The 20,402-nt window shown below is 59.6% G+C and carries 18 protein-coding genes; 12 read left to right on the forward strand and 6 right to left on the reverse strand.

Annotation, left to right across the window (positions count from 1 at the left end):
• The first annotated feature begins 20 nt into the window (after positions 1–20).
• Complete coding sequence (locus tag ABRP64_RS03280) at positions 21–623, forward strand: sigma-70 family RNA polymerase sigma factor (RefSeq protein ID WP_239269418.1); 603 nt, start codon at positions 21–23, stop codon at positions 621–623.
• Positions 623–895: an anti-sigma factor gene (locus ABRP64_RS03285; protein ID WP_239269419.1), complete on the forward strand. Its 273-nt coding sequence runs from the start codon at positions 623–625 to the stop codon at positions 893–895. The genes ABRP64_RS03280 and ABRP64_RS03285 overlap by 1 nt, the downstream gene beginning before the upstream one ends.
• A 352-nt stretch (positions 896–1,247) precedes the next feature.
• Here the strand turns inward: ABRP64_RS03285 and ABRP64_RS03290 are convergent, their stop codons facing one another.
• From ABRP64_RS03290 to ABRP64_RS03295, 3 genes are all read right to left on the reverse strand, one after another.
• Positions 1,248–1,697: a hypothetical protein gene (locus tag ABRP64_RS03290; protein WP_284770014.1), complete on the reverse strand. Its 450-nt coding sequence runs from the start codon at positions 1,695–1,697 to the stop codon at positions 1,248–1,250.
• Between the two features lie 734 nt (positions 1,698–2,431).
• Positions 2,432–2,506, reverse strand: a complete 75-nt coding sequence (locus ABRP64_RS11680; RefSeq protein ID WP_369707509.1) for a 50S ribosomal protein bL37 — start codon at positions 2,504–2,506, stop codon at positions 2,432–2,434.
• 104 nt (positions 2,507–2,610) lie between these two features.
• On the reverse strand, positions 2,611–2,871 hold the full coding sequence (locus ABRP64_RS03295; RefSeq protein ID WP_126318533.1) for a WhiB family transcriptional regulator: 261 nt from the start codon (positions 2,869–2,871) through the stop codon (positions 2,611–2,613).
• Positions 2,872–3,387: 516 nt separating this feature from the next.
• Between ABRP64_RS03295 and ABRP64_RS03300 the strand changes: the two genes are divergently transcribed.
• On the forward strand, positions 3,388–3,867 hold the full coding sequence (locus tag ABRP64_RS03300; RefSeq protein ID WP_284785037.1) for a hypothetical protein: 480 nt from the start codon (positions 3,388–3,390) through the stop codon (positions 3,865–3,867).
• A gap of 50 nt (positions 3,868–3,917) precedes the next feature.
• On the opposite strand, the gene ABRP64_RS03305 is transcribed toward ABRP64_RS03300, so the two are convergent.
• Positions 3,918–5,156 (reverse strand): Rv3212 family protein, encoded by a 1,239-nt coding sequence (locus ABRP64_RS03305; protein WP_284785035.1) that lies wholly within the window; start codon positions 5,154–5,156, stop codon positions 3,918–3,920.
• Positions 5,153–6,493 carry a DEAD/DEAH box helicase gene (locus ABRP64_RS03310; protein ID WP_284849899.1) on the reverse strand — a complete coding sequence of 447 codons (1,341 nt, stop codon included), beginning with the start codon at positions 6,491–6,493 and terminating at the stop codon, positions 5,153–5,155. Before ABRP64_RS03310 ends, ABRP64_RS03305 begins: the two co-directional genes overlap by 4 nt.
• Positions 6,494–6,567: 74 nt before the next feature.
• Here ABRP64_RS03310 and ABRP64_RS03315 point away from each other — a divergent pair, with 74 nt between their 5' ends.
• The 8 genes from ABRP64_RS03315 (at position 6,568) to ABRP64_RS03350 (ending at position 18,920) form a co-directional block, all read left to right on the forward strand.
• Positions 6,568–6,792 carry a DUF3107 domain-containing protein gene (locus ABRP64_RS03315; RefSeq protein WP_239269424.1) on the forward strand — a complete coding sequence of 75 codons (225 nt, stop codon included), beginning with the start codon at positions 6,568–6,570 and terminating at the stop codon, positions 6,790–6,792.
• Between the two features lie 66 nt (positions 6,793–6,858).
• Positions 6,859–7,812, forward strand: a complete 954-nt coding sequence (locus ABRP64_RS03320) for a DUF3152 domain-containing protein (protein ID WP_349865413.1) — start codon at positions 6,859–6,861, stop codon at positions 7,810–7,812.
• A 10-nt stretch (positions 7,813–7,822) separates the two neighbouring features.
• A complete protein-coding gene (locus ABRP64_RS03325; RefSeq protein ID WP_284852128.1) occupies positions 7,823–8,611 on the forward strand; it encodes a hypothetical protein in 789 nt (262 codons plus the stop codon).
• A 32-nt stretch (positions 8,612–8,643) separates the two neighbouring features.
• On the forward strand, positions 8,644–11,751 hold the full coding sequence (locus tag ABRP64_RS03330; protein ID WP_349865429.1) for an ATP-dependent helicase: 3,108 nt from the start codon (positions 8,644–8,646) through the stop codon (positions 11,749–11,751).
• Entirely contained in the window at positions 11,744–14,923 is a 3,180-nt protein-coding gene (locus ABRP64_RS03335) for an ATP-dependent helicase (RefSeq protein ID WP_349865415.1), read from the forward strand. Before ABRP64_RS03330 ends, ABRP64_RS03335 begins: the two co-directional genes overlap by 8 nt.
• 99 nt (positions 14,924–15,022) lie before the next feature.
• Entirely contained in the window at positions 15,023–16,141 is a 1,119-nt protein-coding gene (locus ABRP64_RS03340) for a potassium channel family protein (protein WP_284770008.1), read from the forward strand.
• Complete coding sequence (locus tag ABRP64_RS03345) at positions 16,142–16,873, forward strand: NAD(+) diphosphatase (protein WP_284781742.1); 732 nt, start codon at positions 16,142–16,144, stop codon at positions 16,871–16,873.
• Positions 16,866–18,920 (forward strand): ATP-dependent DNA helicase UvrD2, encoded by a 2,055-nt coding sequence (locus ABRP64_RS03350; RefSeq protein WP_349865417.1) that lies wholly within the window; start codon positions 16,866–16,868, stop codon positions 18,918–18,920. The genes ABRP64_RS03345 and ABRP64_RS03350 overlap by 8 nt, the downstream gene beginning before the upstream one ends.
• Here the strand turns inward: ABRP64_RS03350 and ABRP64_RS03355 are convergent.
• Entirely contained in the window at positions 18,901–19,719 is an 819-nt protein-coding gene (locus ABRP64_RS03355) for a hypothetical protein (protein ID WP_349865418.1), read from the reverse strand. The genes ABRP64_RS03350 and ABRP64_RS03355 overlap by 20 nt on opposite strands.
• A gap of 160 nt (positions 19,720–19,879) precedes the next feature.
• Between ABRP64_RS03355 and ABRP64_RS03360 the strand changes: the two genes are divergently transcribed.
• A complete protein-coding gene (locus ABRP64_RS03360) occupies positions 19,880–20,401 on the forward strand; it encodes a M48 family metallopeptidase (RefSeq protein ID WP_296087839.1) in 522 nt (173 codons plus the stop codon).
• Position 20,402: the final 1 nt, after the last annotated feature.

A 20,402-nucleotide genomic window follows, 5' to 3' on the forward strand; every position in this document is an offset into this window, starting at 1 on the left:
GAGACGTTAGGATAGATTGTGTGGTTAAAGAAACAGTGAGCGAAAAGGAGCTGCAGCGCCGCTTTGAAAAGGAAGCGCTCCCGCTGCTCGATCAGCTCTATGGCGGCGCGCTGCGCATGACGCGAAACCCGCAAGACGCGGAAGACTTGGTGCAAGAGACCTATCTGAAGGCCTATAAGTCCTTCCATTCCTTTAAGCAGGGAACGAACCTGAAGGCATGGCTTTATCGCATCATGACCAATAACTACATCAACTCCTATCGCAAGGCGAAGCGGCGTCCTACCGAGTCTTCTGCCGATGATCTGAGTGATTTTCAGCTCTATACCACCGCAGGGCACGATTCCACCGGGTTGGAATCCGCTGAGGTGGCAGCGCTTAAAGAGATGCCAGATAGGTCCATCTCGCAGGCCATTAATGACCTGCCGGAGGATTACCGGATGGTGGTCTACTACTCCGATGTGGAGGGCTTAGCGTACAAGGAAATCGCCGAAATCATGGATACTCCATTGGGAACGGTGATGTCTCGCCTGCACCGTGGAAGAAAAATGCTCCGGAAGGCGTTGAAGGACGTAGCACGTGAACAAGGAATTGGATTAGAACACCCGGACATGGAGGAGAAGTAATGGAAGGCGCAACCGGAAAGAACTGTGGTGCGTGTAGTTCCACTGAGGTACACAACCTATTTTGCGAGCTTCTCGATGAATCCACGACCTACGCCCGCGCTTTAGCCATCCGCGAGCACATCGCCCAATGTGATTTTTGCCAGCAACGACTAGAGCGCGAAGAGCTCGTCCGCTCCCTCGTGCGCAATTGCTGTGCCGGCCAAGCTAAGGCACCGCAATCGCTGCGCCGCCGCATCTCGATAGAAATTACGGAGATCGAATCCCGCTGGTAAAAGTGTCATTTAGAACTGAGAACGCCTCGCAACAAGAGTCGAGGCATTTCGTACTGCTGTATTTCCTCTTCCAGTTCAGAAGCATACATACATACCGTCAGGCGCCCTCTGCCGAAGCGGTGCTGTAGAAAAAATTTCCATAGGATCTCACTCGCAGCGGTCAACCCGCGAGTCAAACCCTACCCACACGCCCTGGGGCGTAATGCGAGTGGATAGGCAAATAGTAGGGGCCTAACACTGACGTGTCCATTTTCTGGGGTCATGTCCAGCCCTGACTAGTAAATACGCATCCTGCGAATAGTTGAAGAACGGGTTCTGTTTTTGGGCTGGTACCTCTCTGGTGGTACCAGCGCTAGTTTTTCTGAATTCGCTGGCGGTAGTAATCACGATTGTCTTCTTGCATGTGAGCAAATTCCATGAGTACGCCCGGCCAGATGGGATACGTATCGATAAGGTTTTCTGCGATGTTTAGCAACGGTGAAAAAGCGATCTCGCCCCATCTGATGCCTATGCCGACTCTTTCGGAGTAGGCCGTGCTATTTAAAGGGCCAAGTGCCCACTGACTCCCTGACATCGCATTCATCCATGTGCCGTTGATAGCGAGGATGCGGGATACTTTCTCTTCATAGCTGTGTTTAGAGTTTAAGATTTCGAGTACGATCTCGAAGGGAAACTCTTTTGTGCCATCGGTGACCTGCTTGCGCTGAAGAGGCGTCAACTCTGCAAGTGTCGTGGGGACTGTTGTTGAAAGGAAGTCTTCCAGCCTATTTCCGAATTGTTGATGATATCCGTCAAGCCACATTAGGTTCCTGTCGGGCTATGCAGGGCGTATAACCCAAGCCCCTGAATATTGATTTAAAGTCTTGTCGAAAAGCAGGTTGCGGATATAGCCCAGTCCCCAGTTTTGCTGTCTTCTTAGACGATTGAGTGTATTCCAGCATTCACTTTTCTACAAGGAAGATTTGGCTGTTGTGTCCTGAGGATTCAAGATTCGGCTCTGTGGGGTGCAGCAGAGACGTTGTCGAAGTGAAGAAGGCGAGAATCGCTGCCCCGAGGATATTTATGCGCCTAAATCGGTTTCTGGTGTCAGCAAGATTTAGTATGTCTCTACTCCATCAATTTGGGCGTAGTGAGGAGCGATGTTTGTGCGGGTTCCGGCTACTACCAGTTTGCACGGTGAGTCTCGGGCTAGTCCTGCATACTCGTCGTCGTCAAGTGTCTTTCGCCTTGAGGAGGTAGTTGAGGCGAACAGCTTACGGACGATGGGCACCCATATGTAACAGGGGCCACCATCGCCGATCGCTATACCTGCTAACGGAAGCCGGCAAAAGGAAACCACGAAATGAGTTCAATTAGTGCACTTCGGGGAAGCTATGACCGATGTCCCGATATGGACCAGTAGTATCAACCCAAAATGAGCGCCCTGGTCGCTACTGCTCCGAGAGTCGGATTTCTAATAGAAAGATTAAAAACCCGGCCGTACGAGTTCTTAAGGTGAACTGGTACGAAACCGGGCTTTATAATATGTGCTGTACGTTATGCGCCAGGACGCTTGCCGTGATTAGCGGCCTTCTTGCGGCGATCCTTGCGCTTGCGACCACGCTTGCTCATTGCGCACTCCTTCGTTGAGGGTTTCTGAACTTTATTCAACTGTAGCGGCTAAGGGCGCCGAAACGAAAATTGGGGCGGGGGTTAGGTTCCCCGGGTCCGCGCTTTTAGGCGGACACGCGGGAACGGCCGCGGCCGCGGTTGCGGCGACGCTTGAGGGCGCGGCGCTCCTCTTCAGACAGGCCGCCCCAGACGCCGGCATCGAGGCCGGACTCGAGTGCCCAGTTGAGGCAGGAAGTAGCGACGGGGCAGCGGTTGCAGACCAGCTTGGCCTTAGCGATCTGGGTAAGAGCAGGGCCAGAGTTACCTACTGGGAAGAACAGCTCTGGGTCTTCGTCGCGGCAAACGGCTTCGTGGCGCCAATCCATGATTGATATCTCCTAACAAATTTTTGACAGCAGTAAATACGAGCGCAATCCGTGCGGGGCAGGAAAGCACCTTGATTTTTAGGTGGTGTGTGAACTGGTCTGCTAGCAGTGGGGTCCGGTCTCGAGGTCGGGCCAGCGTCGCCGCCGCCTATGGTTCACGGTGTTGTTGCCTGAAGTTTCCTCCAGGTTAAGAAGAGGTTTACGCCCTCTTTCTTTTTGCTACTAGAGAATCATGACATGTTTACCCGATCGCCGCTAGGGTTAAAGGCTAAATTGTGGTTAACATCACGCAAATAGGCGCAGTGTGGGGGCCATAAATGTCAAAATCAAATTTTAAAGAATCCTGTGAGAATCGCCGTGAGCTGCAGCTATAGGTGCTATGTTGTGAGTGTGGTGAGGAAGAGACCGTCAAATCTCCCAGCTCAGCCCTTGCCCCCGCGCTAGTGCAGGCAACATCGAGGCCTTGCCGTGGGTGGCACAGAAAAAATTCACGCCGGATTAGTAGACTGTGGCTTTGTGTCTAAGCAGAACAAACGCCAGGTAAATAAACAGCAGCGAGATAAGGCGGCAGCGCCCGCAGCGGCACCGGATAGTGCCCCGCAGTCGGTGCTGATAGGCGCTGGCATTGCCACGGTGCAATCCATCGCGGTTATTTGTTTTGGCATTTTCCTCATTGTGCGCGAAGCGGTGGGTGCGGAAAATGACTCGATGGTCTCTGATTCCGGATCGGGAAGCTTTGTAGGGCTTGGCACCGCCATCTTTATCTTCATCGTCTTTGGCTTCGTCATCGCAGGCGCGTGGGCCATGGTGAAGGGAAAGCGATGGGGAAGAGGTGCCGTGGTCCTCGTAGAGCTCATCCTGGGCGCGAGCGCGTTTCAAATGTATAGCGGTGGATCCCCGGTGCTGGGAACTATCACCCTGCTAAGCGCGGTCGCGGTGCTTTACCTCTTGATGTTCAGGCGCGAGTCCTCGGAGTGGGCCGCCTCGAATTTCTAAGGGCCACTCGCGTTTGGGCCACTCGCGCGGGGCCCACGAGTGGCACTCGCTTAGTCGCTGCTGAGGCCAACGACGGTATCGCCGCGGGTTTCTACAATGGTCTCGCCCGCCAACGTGAGGTGGACAGGACCGCGGTAATCTCCGCGGTCGACGGCAATTTCGCGCAGTACCTTACCGGTAGACCAGTCCACGACAGCTATGCCCTTTTCGGTGGGCATCAGCATGCGCCCAGCCACTGAAATTGGGGTGCCGATGGCGCCGTCGATGACATGATCGACTCGCAAATCACTAGGCGTTAAAAGGTAGAGGCGCTGCCCATCAAACCACGTCATATGGTGCGGGAGATCCGCAACGGCCGGGGCGAAAGGGCTTGTGCCGGAATCGATGGCTGCGGAAGGCTTTACGGGGGTAGAAGAAAGCTTTTCGCCCTCGTTGTTATAGGACTCAATGCGGGGTTCTGGGCCGGGGATATAGACCGCGGCGGCGTCTTGGCCCACCGCGATAAGCCGCGCTCCATCGCGATCGACGGAGACATCGGCATCCATTTCTGGTTCCCGGGAGTCCTCCGGGGTGGTGTTTTGAAACCTTAACCACGTGGTGTGAAGTTCCTCCGGGCACGATTCCGTCAGTGCGAGATTCTCGGTACGCGTCAGCGCCGAAGAAATGGTGCACTCCTCGTGCGGTTGCTTCTGTGCCTCCTGCTTGGCCTCCACTTCGCCGTATTCCACGGTGCGCACGAGATCTGAGCGCCATAGATCGATTCGCCCGGCAGAAACGGTCCCTACCCGGTCATTGGACTGCACAGGTACAACGTCCGGGGAATTGATAGCGCTGCGGGTGGAGTCATATTCACCCGTCGCGGCGTTGATGGCAACCGTATCCCCGCAGCCCACGCCCGTGCGATAGGTGGCAACTACCTTGCCCCAGGCGGTCGATAGCGAGCAGAGATCGGCATCGCTGCGGGTATAGGTCCAGGCCGTGGAGCCATCGGCATTGGTGGCAGTGAGCACATCGCCATCGTGGCTAATGCTCAACCCGTGGGCGGAAATGGCGCGGTATTGGCCGGGTACGGGCTGGTTGGGCAGGCTGTAGGCAGTGGTGAGGGAGGAGGGGACATCGGCAAGCACAGCGGCATCACCTTCCCCAGGAACCGCCTCTTGGTGCAGGTCCGCCTGGTGGATATTGGCGGTGGCGACCGCGCCGCCCACCGCGATGGCACAGATAGCGCCAATGATGCCGGTGGCCTTCCAATCCGCCGCGGTAGCCCGCAAGATGGGGGCCTTAGTCATCGGCGCCCTCCTCGGGGCGTGCCATTACCGCGCCGAGACCCGCCCCGGGACCGCGATTGGGCTTGTCCCGCGGACCGCTTATGCGCCGGAAGTTGGCCAATCACGCTGGTGGCAGGCCCCACCTTTTCCTGCACGCCAGCGGGGATGGACAGCGCCTGGGCAAGCTCCGGGGAGGTGGAAAACCACTGCGGCGGCGTGGCCGAATCTAGGCCTAGCTCATCGTTGATGACCTGCCATTTGGCCAGCTCATCGTAGCCCACGAGGGTAACGGCGGTGCCGGTATGCCCAGCGCGGCCAGTGCGCCCGATGCGGTGGATAAACGTCATGGGATCATCGGGAACTTGGTAGTTGATGACGTGGGTGACATCATCGACGTCGATGCCGCGCGCGGCGATATCGGTGGCGACGAGGATGTCCACCTCGCCCGAGCGGAAGGCCTGCAGGGACTTTTCCCGGGACTTTTGCCCCAAGTCACCGTGCACGGCGCCGACGCGGAAGCCGCGCTCAGCAAGGTCATCGGCCAATTGCGCCGCCGAGCGTTTGGTGCGGGTAAAGATTATGCTGCGACCCCGGCCCTGGGCCTGCAGGATATGTGCGATGACCGGCACCTTATCCATGCGGTGGGCTTGGAAGGTGACCTTGCGGGTGGTTTCGTGCGTGACTTCATCCGCCTCCGATTCGGCCCGGATGTGTACGGGCTTATTCATGAACTGCCGCGATAAGTTCAAAATGGCGCCCGGCATGGTGGCAGAAAACAGCATTGTTTGGTGCGCATTGCCATCGAGCGCTTCCAAAATGGCCTCTATGGAGGGCAAAAAGCCCAGGTCCAGCATCTCATCGGCCTCATCGAGCACCACGATAGCGACGTGGCGCAGAACCAGATCGCCGCGCTCGTGCAGATCGAGCAGGCGGCCTGGCGTGCCGATGACCACATCAACGCCGCGCTGGAGGAGCTTAATCTGCTCCTCGTAGGGGCGCCCGCCGTAGATGGAGGCGAGGCGGACAGGCAGGTGCGCGGCCGCGTCCTGCAGATCCGCGGTGACCTGCTGGGCGAGCTCGCGGGTGGGCACGACGATAAGTGCCCGCGGCGTCCCATCCAGTGGGGCAATATCCGCGTCATCAAAAACGCGATCGAGCAGCGGCACACCAAAGCCAAAGGTCTTGCCCATGCCGGTGCGCGCCTGGCCAATGAGGTCTTGGCCATTGAGCGCAATGGGCAGGGTTAATTCCTGGATTGCAAAGGTTCGCGCGATGCCACGGTCAGCGAGCCCATCGCAGATTTCGGCGGCCACGCCGAGTTCCGCGAAGGTCGGTGGCTGGGGTTTTATGACAGACACACCTTGATAGTAGCCGGGATGGTTATAGTGGGGCCATTGGCATGTAAAACTCTCGTTAAAGGAGGATAGTTTTTATGGATATCAAGTTTGGTTTTGCAGATACCCCGCGCGAGCTGATTATTAGCACCAGTGGCGAGCAGGCGGAGCTGACGCAAAAGATTAATAGCGCCCTGGCGGAAAACTCCACGTTGGAGCTAGAAGATGACAAGGGTCGCAAGTACCTCGTGCGCACGGACCGCGTGGTGTACGTCGAGGTTGGCGCCGCTAAGAAGCAGTCCGTCGGATTCGCCGGCGCCTAAGCTTGGGGCTTTCTAAAGGTTTGCTAATTCAGTTTTTGAATAGGCAACCGGGTACCCTCAATGCCTATGGAAAGTAGGCAGAATCGCAAGGCTCACCAGAGCCATGGGCGAATCCCGGATCACCCGAACCCGGTGGTCCGGTTCGCCCGCCGCTACGGCTGGTGGCGTGTAGTGGCTATCCCCGTGATGGTGCTGCTTACCATCTGGGTGATTGTGGATATCGCGTCCGGCTCTTCGACCGATGATAACGGCGATGCATCCAGCGCGGAGACCACCGCAGCCGCCACCCCTACCCACGAGGATCTCACCGGCCCCGACCCCGCGAATGCGGAGGCGGTAGAGCGCGAGATTAGTGAGATGCCCCCAGGAAGTGACTTCACCAAAAAAGGAAAGGGCACGTTCCACGCAATCGGCCGCCCCGGCGCCGTAGCCGGCGAGGGTGGCGAGAAGAAGGTGCGCTACTCCATCGAGGTGGAAGATGGGCTCAATACCGCTCCCTACGGCGGTGATGATGCCTTTGCCGCAATGGTGGAGGCAACCCTTGCGGATCCACGCGGGTGGACCGCCCAGGGTGACTTCGAATTCGAGCACGTCGCCTCTGCAGACGATCCCGATACCCGCATCCAGCTGACCTCTCTGGGCACTGCTGCGGAGCGGTGTGGCGAGAAGATCGAGACGGAAACCTCCTGCCACACCATGTTTACCGGCGAATCCACCACCATCATTAATGAGGCGCGGTGGGTGCGCGGGGCCACGCCCTTTGAGGGTGATTTGGGCAATTACCGCCAGTACGTCATCAACCACGAATTGGGCCACGCCATTGGCTATGCCTCCCACCAGCAGTGCGGCGGCGAGGGCAAATTGGCCCCGGTAATGATGCAGCAGACGCTGAGTTTGAACAACAAGGAATTGCATGACCGCAATCCCAAGGAGGTCTATCCTGATGAGGATGTGACCTGCGAGCCTAACCCGTGGCCATATCCCAATCCGGAGCACAAGGATCCCCACCAACCCCAATAAGGAGTACTGGATGCCGCTTCCTCCAGAGCATGTTTTAAGCGCCTTCCACGCAGAAACCGGTGCGACAGGGTCGCGCCGGGCCCAAGGCGATCAGCTGGGCCCAGTATGGGATAACGGCATCAAGGTGGGCGATGTGGTCTACTCCCAGGCCGGCCCCTTCGCGGCGTGGTCTGCCAAGGTGCGCGAAAAGCTCAGCGTGCCGGGCGCGCGGGTATCGCGGCCGGTTCTCGCGAGCGACGGGCGCCATACCGCGGCCGGGTGGAAGGCGACGCAGTTCCTTCCCGGCGAGGTCACCGGGCGTATCGATGAAGCGGCGCAGACGGCCTTGCGCTTGGACGATGCCATGGCTAATGCGCCAGTACCTCCGGGTACGCACCGCGATGATGCCTTTGCCCGCGCGGAGCGCACCGCCTGGGCGGAGACGGGGGAGGCCTACGATAAGGCCGCGCTTGCCGATGTCCCCTTGGTTACCGCCCATACCGCGCTGCTGACCACCACGGTCTTTTATGGCGCGCACCCACCGGGAATCGTGGATCTCGTGCCGAGCCAATCCGCGCGCCCCGCCGGGTGGAGCGCTGCGCTCGTGATCGTGGATGGGTTGATCGCGCAAGTGGTAGATGATGATATCTGCCAGCGGTTTGGTCACGTGCCGGGTATGCAGGAGCTTTTGCTGCGGGCTGTGTCCTACCGCCGGCATATCAATGATTTGAATCCGCGGTCACGCTCGAATGTGCGTTCTAATATTGAGCGGGTGGAACAGTTTCTTGTGTCTAGGGCATCTGCGATACTGGGGCGGTGACTTACAATCCCCATTCCACCGCCCGCGCGGGAGTGGTCCTACCGCCGTCGCCAGAGGTACGACTCATCGCCCGCACCCCGTCCGCACACGCTCGTTCCTGGCCCGTTGAGCTGCCGGAAACCGGTACCTGGAAGGTAACCGGCACCGCCGGAACCGGCGTATCCAGTTTTCTTATCGATACCGTCATTCATGCCCTCGACCGCGCCCAGGAGACGGGGGCAGATCCCTCCGGCATCCTCGTTGTTGCCGCCTCCAAGGAATCCGGCGCCCGCCTGCGCCGTGAGCTTTCGGAACGCCTCGAAGATTATGCGGCACAATCCTCTATGGTCCGCTCCATCCACTCCTTGGCCTTTGCCCTTCTGCGCAGTGCAAGCGACGAGGAATTGCGCCTTATTACCGGCGCGGAACAAGATGCCGTTATCCGGGAATTGCTCGAAGGCCACGCTGAATCCGGCCACGGCGACTGGCCAGAGGAAGTCCGCCCCGCCCTAGAGTATGTAGGCTTTGCCCGCCAATTGCGCGATTTTCTTTTGCGCTCCATTGAACGAGGACTTAGCCCCGCGGATTTAGAGAGCCTCGGAGCTAAGTACGGCCGCGGTATGTGGAGTGCTGCCGGTACGTTCCTGCGCGAATACGAACGCGTCCAAGCCCTATCCGGGGCGCATTCTTATTCCGCGGCCGAGTTAGTTAACCAGGTCTTGCTGCGCCCAGAACTTACGAGTTCGCACCCGTGGCACACCATCGTGGTCGATGATGCCCAGCTATTAGATCCCACCGCGGGCAAGCTCATCTCTCGCTTGGCCCCCGATGCACAATTGCTGGTCATCGGCGGTGATGCGGACCAATCCGTCTTTGCCTTCCGCGGTGCTAATTCGCAATTCCTTGAAGAATTTCCCGCGGAACACTCCGTGGAGCTTTCGCAGCCGCACCGCAACGGATCCCCGGCCTGCGTTTCCATCGTGGATTCTGAGGGCCGCCTGCGCGATGTGGTGGCCGATACCGTGCGCCGCCGCCATTTGGACGATGGCGTGCAGTGGCGCGATATCGCCGTCATCGTCCGCTCGACGGCGGATATAGGCCAGATGCGCCGCACCTTGCTGGCCGCCGGCGTACCCGTACACATCAGCCCGACCGACGTGATTTTGGCAGAACAACGCCTAGTATCTGCCATGCTCCTTGCCCTGCGCGCCTTGGAAGAAGACCTCAGCAATGTGGAGCTCGAGGACTTGCTTACCGGTCCAGTGGGAGGGGCGGATCCCGTCACCCTGCGCCGCCTGATTCGCGGTCTGCGCCGGTGGGCACCCGATACGCGCGGCATGGATAGCCTGCGCGAGCTCTTGCAGGGCGAGCTGCCGGACTTCAACGGGCAACTCACCGAACGCGAATTTTCCATCCTAGAGCGCGTGCGCGCAGTACTTTCCGCGGGCAGGCAGGCCGTGCAAGCCCAGGCTTCTGTGGAAGAAATCCTGTGGGAGGTATGGAGCGCTACCGAGCTGGATATGCGCCTGCAGGCATCCGCCTTGCGCGGCGGCGCCACCGGCTCGCAGGCGGATCGTGACCTCGATGCCATGATGGCGCTTTTTGATGCTGCCGGTGATTACTCCGAGCGCCGACCCGGCTCCTCGCTGCAGTCCTTTTTAACTCACATCACCGAACAAGAACTGCCCACCGGCGTGCGCGACCGCCGCACCGCCATCCCGCAGGCCGTAGAGATCATCACCGCCCACGGCGCCGTTGGCCGCGAATGGGATACCGTCATCGTCGCCGGAGCCCAAGAAGGCGCGTGGCCCTCGCTGGGGGAGACCGGATCCATTTTTGGCCAAGAAGATCTCATCGATCTCCTGGACCGCGATATTGAGCCCGATACCCCTGTTAGCCACATTGCCTCCCGTTTGGCAGAAGAGCGCCGGCTCTTCCACGTCGCCACCACGCGCCACCGGAGCCGGTTGCTCATCGCCGCGGTGGAAAACCCCAATGAGGATGCCTTTGCAGAACCTTCCCGCTTCATCGCGGAATTTACCGGGCGCGGGGTTGATGTGCCCGGGACTATGGCGCGCCGGGAAGCCAGCCGCGCCTTGCGCGCCACCCAATTTCCCCGCGAGCTGGGCTTGGATGTTCCCGAGCCGGCACCGGTGTCTCTGCGCGATGGGCTCGAGGTCGATCCCCTCGACGTGGCGGTGCTTTCCGTTCCTTCCTTTGTGGCGCAATTGCGCCGCGTGGTCACGAATCCAGATTCTGGCGAGGCGGAGCGGCGCCAAGCAGCCCGGCAGCTGGCGCGCTTAGCGCAGGCGGAAATCCCAGGCGCCCATCCAGACCAATGGTTCTCCGCGCGCTCTGTGGCATCGCATACGCAGCTGCGAGGCAGCAAGAGCCTGTCCCCGTCCCGGGTTGAAGCCCTACTGAATTGCCCACTCAAGGCGATTGTTGGCAACCTTGCCGAAGATCCCAGCGGCGCCGAGCACCTCTTACGCGGCGACCTGGCCCACCATTTCTTGGAGGCCATCGGCCGCGGCATGGATGCAGAAAAGGCCCGCCTGCTCGTCATGGAGGCCTATGAGCTCATCCTGGACGTTCCACAGTGGCAGCTGCAGACCAAGTTAAATGAATTTTCCCGCCTGCTAGAGCGCACGCAGCAATGGGCACAGCAATCCGAAGTCAAAAACGAACTCGTCGGGGTCGAAGTGCCCGTTTATGTCCAAGTTGCCCCTAATATCCGGGTAGGTGGATTCATGGACCGCTTGATGCAGGATGGAGATGGAAATTACCTGGTCGTGGACCTCAAGACCGGTAAATCTGTAGTGTCGGTGCCGGAGGCGGAAGAAAACCGCCAGCTAATGACCTATCAATTGGCCTTGTCCCGGGGCAGCTTCGACGGGCAGCGGGTTCGCGATGGCGAAGGGATGCCGCGCGCAGGCGGGGTGCTTGTCTTTGCCGGAAAAGATTCCAAAAAGATCACCACGCGCACACAAAGTCAGCTCACCGCGGAGGCACTTGAAGAATTTTCTGCACTACTGCCACCACTGGCGGCGGAACTGCGCGGACCGCAGCTTACCGCGCGCACCAATAAGGATTGCGATAAGTGCCCCATTCGTACCATCTGCCCGGTGCAGGAGGAAGGAAAGATGACCATCCATGCCTAAGCAGAATTTTTCCCCGGAAGAAATAGCCCAAGCACTGGGTAAAGATTATCCACCCACTAAGGAACAAGCCCACGTCATCGAGGGTCCTTTTGGCCCCAAGCTCGTGGTCGCCGGCGCGGGTGCCGGTAAGACGGAAACCATGGCCTCCCGCGTGGTCTATTTGGTGGCCAATGGCTACGTGCGCCCAGAAGAGGTGCTGGGGCTGACTTTTACGCGCAAGGCGGCTCAGCAACTAGAACAGCGCATTCGGCGCCAGCTCATTCAGCTGCGCGATTCTGGCCTCATCGCCCCTGGTAGCCCCGCCGCGGAGGCACTTACCAATATCGCACCCACCGTGGCCACCTATGACTCTTATGCCGGCGAGCTAGTGCGCGAATACGGTCTTTTGGTCCCAGTGGAGCCCTCGGCGCGAATCATTACGGAGGCAGAGCGCTTCGCCATTGCCTATGACGTGGTAAAAAACTACGGCGGGAAATTAACGGATACAAATAGCTTGGGAAACATTACAGAAACCCTGCTGAAGATGACCTCCAATATGGATAATTCCTTACAAGGTCCGGATGGTATCGCCGAGTTCGCGAGGGATTTCCGCGCCGATATAGACAACCTGGAAAAGGCGCCGAGTACGGAGGGCAAGTATTCCAAGAATCTGCAGGATTGGATTGATGTCCAGGATTGGCGCGTGCAGTACGTGCCTTTGCTCGAGGAACTCAAGCGCGCGCAGGCAAAACAGCAGGTCATCACCTTTGGCGAGCAGATGTCTGTAGCAGCGCGCCTCGCACAAGCGCACCCGGCCGTGGGCAAGCAACAGGCGCAGCGCTACCGCGTGGTCATGCTGGATGAATATCAAGATACGTCTTATGCCCAGCGCGTACTGCTGCGCAGCCTCTTTGGCGGGGAGCAGAAAGACATTTCCGTGACCGCCGTGGGCGATCCTATGCAGTCTATCTATGGCTGGCGCGGAGCTACCTCAGAAAACCTCACCGCGTTTGTGGAGGACTTCCCGCAGGCAGATGGCACCCCTGCTCCCAAGGATCAGCTCACTACCTCGTGGCGTAACCCGTCGGGTGCCTTGAAGCTGGCCAACTCGGTGGCGGCCGGGGTCTTTGCCGGCGGCCCGCGCCCCGTCGATGAACTGCGTGCGGCCCCGCACAAGGGCGAAGGCGAGATTGAGCTGGCCTATTTCGCCAGCGAGGACGAGGAACACGATTATATTGCCCAGAAATTAAAGCAGCAGTGGGATGCACGCGAAGGCGATGGCTTTAGCGCAGCGGTACTGGTGCGCACCAACCGGCAAACTACGGCCATTGCAGCAGCCTTGGATGCCGTTGATGTTCCCAATGAAATTAATGGCCTGGGTGGATTGCTGTGGCAACCGGAAATCCAGGACCTCGTAGCGCTGGCAACCATGCTGGTGCGGCCTGAAGACGCGCAAGCCGCCCTCCGCATTTTCGCCGGGCCCATTTGCGGGCTGGGCATGGGCGATATCCAAGTCCTTTCCGCACGGCAAAAGAATTTGGCGGGGGCGAAGCAAGAGCGCCTGCAGTGGGAAGAGGGCATGGATCCGGAGGAGTATCTGCGCGCCCAATTAGCGCAGCTTACGGCCGAGGGCCCAGATCAGACGGTGGGGCTTGCCGATGCCCTGGCAGACCTCGGCGAGCGCGATCGCTACACCCCGCAGGGCTTGGCGCGTATGGAAGAGGTATCTGCCAAGCTGCGCTACCTGCGCACCTACTCGCTGTCCAAGCCTTTAAGCGATCTCTTCGCAGATATCGAGGCTATCTTCAATATCCGTACCGAGGTACTCGCCCGCGGCAGCGCGGGAGGCGCCACCCACTTGGATAAATTTGCCGATATCGTCGCGGGATTCCACGGGGATTCCTTGTATGCGCTCATAGATTATTTAGAGCTCGCTCGCGAGCATGAAGATGGCCTCGAGCTTGGGGAGGTTCCTGCCTCTACGGATCGCGTACAAATCATGACCGTGCATAAGGCTAAGGGCTTGGAGTGGGAGCACGTCTATCTCGTGCACGCGGATTCTTCGAGTTATGGGGCACAAGCAGAGACCTTTTTATCCAAGATCGAGAAGGTACCCGGTGAAGATGACTATATCGAGGTATCACCGGATGCGGTCACTCGCTCCGAATTCGAAAAGGCCTGCAAGGCATTCTTGGATGATGACCGCGCGCTTAAAGCGGAGGAGGCAGCTCGTCTCTTTTATGTGGCCTTAACCAGAACCGAGTCCACGTTGACCGTTACCGGCTCTGGTACGAATAACAAGCCGGGCAGGGGCAAGAAGGTCCCGTATGAGTACCTTGAAAGGCTAAAAGAATCCTTCCCCCAGTACGTAGTGGAGTGGACGGTGCCCGAAGAGCCGGTAGAAACCTCGGCTAATGCGGCAGAAAGCGGGCTCTTCCCGGCCCTCAAAGCCGATCCGGATTCCCTGGCCGGCGCGGATGCGGTGCTAGCCGCCATGGAGGACCTTCCTGAGCTGAGCCACGGCGAGACCTTCGAGTTGTGGGAACAGGATGCGGGTGCGCTCATTGAGGAATACAAGTCCCTGCAGCAACCGGTAGTGGATGTGGAACTTCCCAGCGAGCTGACCGCTTCTGACATGGTGGCCCTGGGCAGCGATCCGCTGCAGTTTGCGCGCCGGCAACGCCGCCCGGTGCCGTTTAAGCCCAATTCTTATGCCAAGCGGGGCACCGCCTTCCACGCATGGCTGGAAGAGCGTTTTGGCAGCCCAGCGCTGCTAGGGGAAGAGGAATTGCCGGGCATCGATGAGCCGGAGGACTTCGACCTAGAAGAGCTGAAGGAATCCTTCCTGAAATCCGAATGGGCGGAGCGCCAGCCGGACTTTGTGGAGGCGCCGTTTGAAATCACCATCGGCAGCGCTGTGGTGCGCGGGCGAATGGATGCCGTCTTCCGCTTGGCAGATGGCACGTGGATGGTGGTGGACTGGAAGACTGGCCGGCCACCGAAGGGGGCGGCTATGGAAGCGGCGAAGATCCAGTTGGCGGTCTATGCCGAAGCCTGGCGGCGCATCCACGGCGGCGATAAAATCCGCGCCGCTTTCCATTACGTTCACGATGGTTATACTTTTGAGCCAGATACTTTAGCCCAAGGTGAGGAGCTGCGTAGCCTGCTTGAATCGTCAGTAGCAGGCCACTAGGGCTAAGGTATGGGGACGGAATGCGGACGATGAATGGATAGTTGCGTCCCCGTATAACCGGCGGAATGAAAAATCGATCCAGAAAAGAAGGCTGGGCCAGTGGCCAGAAAACGTGCGAAGGTGTTCAAAGGGCGTATTAAACAGCGCTTTTTGCCCCAAGTCGAGTTGTCCTCGCAACCTGATCACGCGCTCCTTGATGTCATCACTGTGCCCAAGGATCAAAATGCCAGCCCGTGGCGCCAGTTGGCCAAACGCGCGCTGTGGGCATTTGGCATACTCATCTTCGTCACCGTCGTGGTGTACTTGGACGGCGAGGGCTATAGCGAGGACATGTCGCTTTTGGATTCCTCCTACTATGCCGCCGTCACGCTGACCACAGTGGGGTATGGCGATATCGTTCCCGTTACGGAGCAATCGCGGTTTATTAACCTCGTACTTATCACCCCGGCCCGCCTCGTCTTCCTTGTGCTGTTGGTTGGTGCGACGCTCTCCGTGCTGACGGACAAGGCCCGCCGCACCTTTGAAATCCAGAACTGGAGAAAACAATTGCGTAACCACACCGTCGTTATTGGCTATGGAACGAAGGGCGCCGGGGCAGTCGCCGCGCTCTTGGCAGATGACGTACCCACCTCCCAGATCGTGGTCATCGATAATAACCGCGCGTCGCTGGCGCATGCGGAGCACCACGGCCTGGTCACCATCTTTGGTTCGGGAACCAAGCAGGACGTGCTTAAGGTGGCCGGGGTGGAGCACGCGAGCTCCATAGTGGTCACCCCGTCCTCGGACGATACCGCGGTGCTGTGCTGCCTATCGGTGCGCGAGCTTGCCCCCAAGGCCAAGATTGTGGCCTCGGTGCGCGAGTCCGAAAACCGCCACCTTCTGCGCCAATCTGGTGCCGATTCCGTGGTGACGTCCGCAGAGACCGCCGGCCGCCTGCTGGGGCTTGCCACCGTGACCCCCACCGTGGTGGAAATGATGGAAGACCTGCTTTCTCCTAATGAGGGCTTTTCGGTATCTGAGCGCGCCGTGCGCGAGTTCGAGGTCGGGTCCAACCCGCGCCACCTGGCGGATATCGTGCTCGCGGTGCTGCGCAATAACGAACTCCACCGCGTCGATACTGCTGATGCCTCCGCACTGAAACCGGGCGACCGCCTGCTGTATATCAAGCACGATCTGGAACAACCCGTGGAAGTGCAAGATGATGACGAGGAGGATTAATTGTATTTGCCCGTAACGCACACGGGACTAGTGCCCGCCACCGCGAGTGGGGACGCGGCGTTGGTGGAGGAATTGCCGGAAGGTGTGGGAACTCCGGAGATGGTGGACATCGGCACGCTGCACGTTTTTGCCTGCCCGGAAGCAATTGCACGGGGGATAGGGCAGCTGCAACCTGCGACCTTTTTCGCCGATAATTCCCTTATCATGCAGGCGATTGCCTTGATCCGCAACAGGTTGGAGCAACGCTTCGATCCACGCACAGGCCAACCGTTGGACTATCCAACGCCGGGTATCGTTGGCCGCGATCCGCAGGATTCGCGCCGCATGGTATTCCCGCGCTTGGACCCCGCGGTCATTGGCCTTATTGAGCTCAAGGGCGAGGAGAAGATTTTGCTGGCGCGCAATCGCGGGCGCAATAACTTCTTTTCTTTGATTGCTGGATACGTGGAGCCGGGCGAGACCATTGAGGACGCCTTTGCCCGCGAAACCATGGAGGAAACTGGGCGGCGCATTGAGAATCTTCGTTACTGGGGATCCCAGCCGTGGCCGCCGAGTGGCTCGCTTATGCTGGGCTTTCACGCAGAGACATCGGATGTCCAGGCCACCTGCCATACTGATGGGGAACTGGAAGAAATTCGTTGGGTGACCCGCGCCGAGCTGCCTAAGCTTCCGCTGGCCACCGCGGGTTCTATCGCACACACGATGATTATGGAGTGGTATCACGGTGAGTAAGCCGGATTTGTCCCTGCTGGATGAGGATCAGCGCCGCGCGGCCACCGCCCCGCGCGGACCGGTGTGCATTTTGGCGGGCGCGGGCACCGGTAAGACCCGCACCATTACCTATCGCATCGCCAACATGGTGGATCAAGGGTTCGTAAACCCCCAGCGAGTTTTGGCCGTGACCTTTACCGCGCGTGCGGCGGGAGAAATGCGGGATCGCCTGCGCATGATGGGTGTTGCTGGCGTGCAGGCCCAAACCTTTCACGCGGCCGCGCGGCGGCAGCTGAAGTATTTCTGGCCGCAGGTCGCAGGCGATCTGCCATGGACGCTTTTGGATAATAAATTCCCGTTGGTAGCCCGCGCGGTGCGCTCGGTGGGGCTGGATAATTCCAAAGACATGATCCGTGACGTGCTGGCGGAAATCGAATGGGCGAAATCCGCACTGGTCAGCGCGGAGGACTATGAGAGCGTCATCGCGGAAACGGATCGCACCGCCCCGGCTGATGCCGCCAAGGTGGCCGAGGCCTTCCGGCGTTACGAAAAGGCCAAAGCCACGCCGGATATGATGCATCTGGACTTCGATGACCTGCTCATGCATATCGCCGGTGCCATCGAAAACGTCCCAGCCATTGCGGAGACCTTCCGTGAGCAATACCGCACCTTCGTCGTTGACGAGTACCAGGACGTCACGCCCCTGCAGCAGCGCGTGCTGAACGCCTGGCTGGGTGATCGCGATGATCTCACCGTGGTGGGCGATGCCAATCAGACCATCTATTCTTTTAATGGCGCATCTCCGGAGTACCTGCTGAATTTTTCGCGCAGCTATCCGGACGGGACCATCGTCAAGCTGCAGCGCGACTATCGTTCCACGCCGCAGGTAACGGATTTGGCGAACCGGGTCATCGGCAAGGCTACGGGGCGCGCGGCGGGCACCCGCTTGGAGCTGCAGGGCATGCGCGAGCCCGGGCCGGAGCCGACGTTCAAGGCCTACGAGTCCGAGGAAAATGAGGCGCAGGAGGTGGCTGGGCAGGTGCTGACACTGCTCAATCAGGGTGTGCCGGCTTCAGAAATTGCCATCTTGTACCGCATTAACGCCCAGTCGGAACAGTTCGAGCAGGCGCTTGCCGATGCCGGAGTGGTCTACCAAGTCCGCGGCGGTGAAGGTTTCTTCCGCCGCCCGGAGATTCTGGAGGCCATTCGCGTGCTCATCGCCGCCACGCGCCGCGATGATTTGCCGGAGGACCCCGTGGCGATTGCGCGGGCCGCCTTCGTGGAGCTTGGGCTCAGTGCCACCGAACCGCAGGGCGCGCAGGCCCGCGAGCGCTGGCAATCGCTGAACGCGCTGGTGGGGTTGATCGAGAAGATCGTGGAATCCACCCCGGGCATCGATCTCAATGGGGTGCTGGGTGAGCTGCGGCGCCGCTCCACCGATAAGCAAGCCCCCGCCATGGAGGGCGTGACCCTCGCTACGGTGCACGCGGCGAAGGGCTTGGAATGGGACGCCGTCTTCCTCGTCGGGCTGAGCGAAAAACTCATGCCCATCAACCACGCCATTAAGGCGGGCGATGAGCAGATTGAGGAAGAACGCCGCCTGTTTTATGTAGGCATTACCCGCGCCCGCGAGCACCTGGCCCTGTCGTGGGCATTGGCGAAGACCGCCGGTTCGCGAGCCTCCCGGGAACGCACCCGCTTTCTCGACGGCATCGCGCCCGGCGTGGAATCTTCTGCAGGGAGTGGCCGCTCCCGCCGCCCGAAGCGCTGCCGCGTATGCAGCGGGGTTTTAGAGACCCCGGCGGAAAAGGTCATTGGCCGGCATGAAGACTGTGAGGGCAATGGCGATGACGAGGTCTTTTCCGCCCTGCGCTCGTGGCGCGCGCAGGTGGCCCGTGAGGAAAAGGTTCCGGCCTATGTCATCTTTACGGATGCCACGCTGCAAGCCATCTCGGAAGAGCTGCCGGCAGATGAGGCGGAGCTGCTGTCCATTTCCGGAATAGGGCCCAATAAGTTGGAGCGCTACGGCGAGCAAATCCTGGAGGTCATTAGCTCTGTGCGGCTGTAGCCAGGTTGACCTTGCCGCCGAAGCACACCGGGCATCGCGGATGGGCGATGGCCGTGCGTTGCTGGTGGCGGCCGTAGACGTCTACCTCCCATTGCTGCCCCGGTCGTGGGAAGGCCGTGGGCGCGCCTGGTGGTAAGGGGCGCTTGCTTAAGCGGCGAATCACCACCTGTGCTTGGGTCGCTACGGCATCGATGACTAGTTTTTCTGGCTGCCTGCGCACGCTGGTGAGCTGGGAAGCAATGGTGCTCCACTGCGGATCCGCATCCACGCGAAATAAGTGAACGCACAGCGGGCAGGGGCCTTGCCCTTCTACGCGCAGGGGCCCGATGATGCCGCGGTTATCTAGTAAGGAAATCGGCAACCAGGTCGTCTGGGTGCCGGCAAGCGCATTGGCGCAATCGATGGGGCAGTGGAGCTGGTCGATGCCAAGTACCGTAAAAAGCCCATCGAGGTCGTGGGTATAGGAAAAGATATTGTCTTCATCAAGGGGGATGCGCACCGTGTATCCATCTGCCGTCAAGCGGGTGCGCAGCTCCACAGCGAGCGGGGATTCACCCAGCATGATGATGGTTTCAGGCTTCTTGGGATGCGGTGGCTGCGGCCAGAGGATGCCATAGGCTAGGGCATCATCGATAAGGCTACTGGCGGCAGCGCTATCCAAGCCGGCCGCTTCCAACCGCGCCGCCAAGTCGGAAGAGTCGACCGGCTGATGGGCGGTGGCTAAAGCGCGCGCTATACCCGGCGCATTGCCCGTTTCCGCCACCGCCACCCGGGTGGCATCCATTCCGAATTGCACCACGGAATCCTCGCGGCAAAATACGCCGCACCCTGGCGCCAATGTCACAAGTTGAGTCGTGCCTTGTGAGGCAGTCATTGCTTCCCCCGAATCCCCTCGAGCACCCCGAATACGGCAAAGCGCCGCATGTGCGTCCATTGCACCACAGGTACAATGGCCTGTCATGTCGAGCACGCAACCACCAGGAAGTAACCACCCTGAGGTCAAGGTTATCCGTTCTGCGCGGCGGCGAAAGTCGGTGCAGGCGCGCATGGTGGCCGGGGTATTGGAAGTGCGCATTCCTGCCTGGATGTCCGCCCGTGAGGAAAACGAGGCGGTACAGGACATGCTCGCGCGCTTAGAAAAGAAGACCGGTGGTGCGGCGAAGACCGATGCGGCGCTCCTTCAGCGCGCCGAACAGCTCAACGCACAGTACCTGGAAGGGCGAGCCTGGATTGGGTCCATCCGGTGGGTGAGCAATCAAAATACGCGGTGGGGTAGTTGTACTACCTCCACCGCGGATATCCGGCTGAGCAACCGGCTACAGCAGGTGCCGGATTATGTGTTGGATTCGGTCATCATCCATGAGTTGACCCATACCTTCATCCCGCGCCATGGGCGCGAATTCTGGCAGTGGGCCGATAGAGCACCCCACGCCGAGCGGGCCAAGGGCTACCTCGAGGCCTACCAGCGCTGGGGCGGTTAAC

It is taken from the genome of Corynebacterium sp. KPL4015 (assembly GCF_040225725.1).
Classification (GTDB): Bacteria; Actinomycetota; Actinomycetes; order Mycobacteriales; family Mycobacteriaceae; genus Corynebacterium; species Corynebacterium rhinophilum.

What these genes read in the sequence shown, in the direction of transcription:
- ABRP64_RS03305 (WP_284785035.1), bottom strand. Translation starts at nt 5,156, where the DNA reads ATGACTAAGGCCCCCATCTTGCGGGCTACCGCGGCGGATTGGAAGGCC.
- ABRP64_RS03285 (WP_239269419.1), top strand. Translation starts at nt 623, where the DNA reads ATGGAAGGCGCAACCGGAAAGAACTGTGGTGCGTGTAGTTCCACTGAG.
- ABRP64_RS03335 (WP_349865415.1), top strand. Translation starts at nt 11,744, where the DNA reads ATGCCTAAGCAGAATTTTTCCCCGGAAGAAATAGCCCAAGCACTGGGT.
- ABRP64_RS03315 (WP_239269424.1), top strand. Translation starts at nt 6,568, where the DNA reads ATGGATATCAAGTTTGGTTTTGCAGATACCCCGCGCGAGCTGATTATT.
- ABRP64_RS03295 (WP_126318533.1), bottom strand. Translation starts at nt 2,871, where the DNA reads ATGGATTGGCGCCACGAAGCCGTTTGCCGCGACGAAGACCCAGAGCTG.
- ABRP64_RS03290 (WP_284770014.1), bottom strand. Translation starts at nt 1,697, where the DNA reads ATGTGGCTTGACGGATATCATCAACAATTCGGAAATAGGCTGGAAGAC.
- ABRP64_RS03320 (WP_349865413.1), top strand. Translation starts at nt 6,859, where the DNA reads ATGGAAAGTAGGCAGAATCGCAAGGCTCACCAGAGCCATGGGCGAATC.
- ABRP64_RS03325 (WP_284852128.1), top strand. Translation starts at nt 7,823, where the DNA reads ATGCCGCTTCCTCCAGAGCATGTTTTAAGCGCCTTCCACGCAGAAACC.
- ABRP64_RS03360 (WP_296087839.1), top strand. Translation starts at nt 19,880, where the DNA reads ATGTCGAGCACGCAACCACCAGGAAGTAACCACCCTGAGGTCAAGGTT.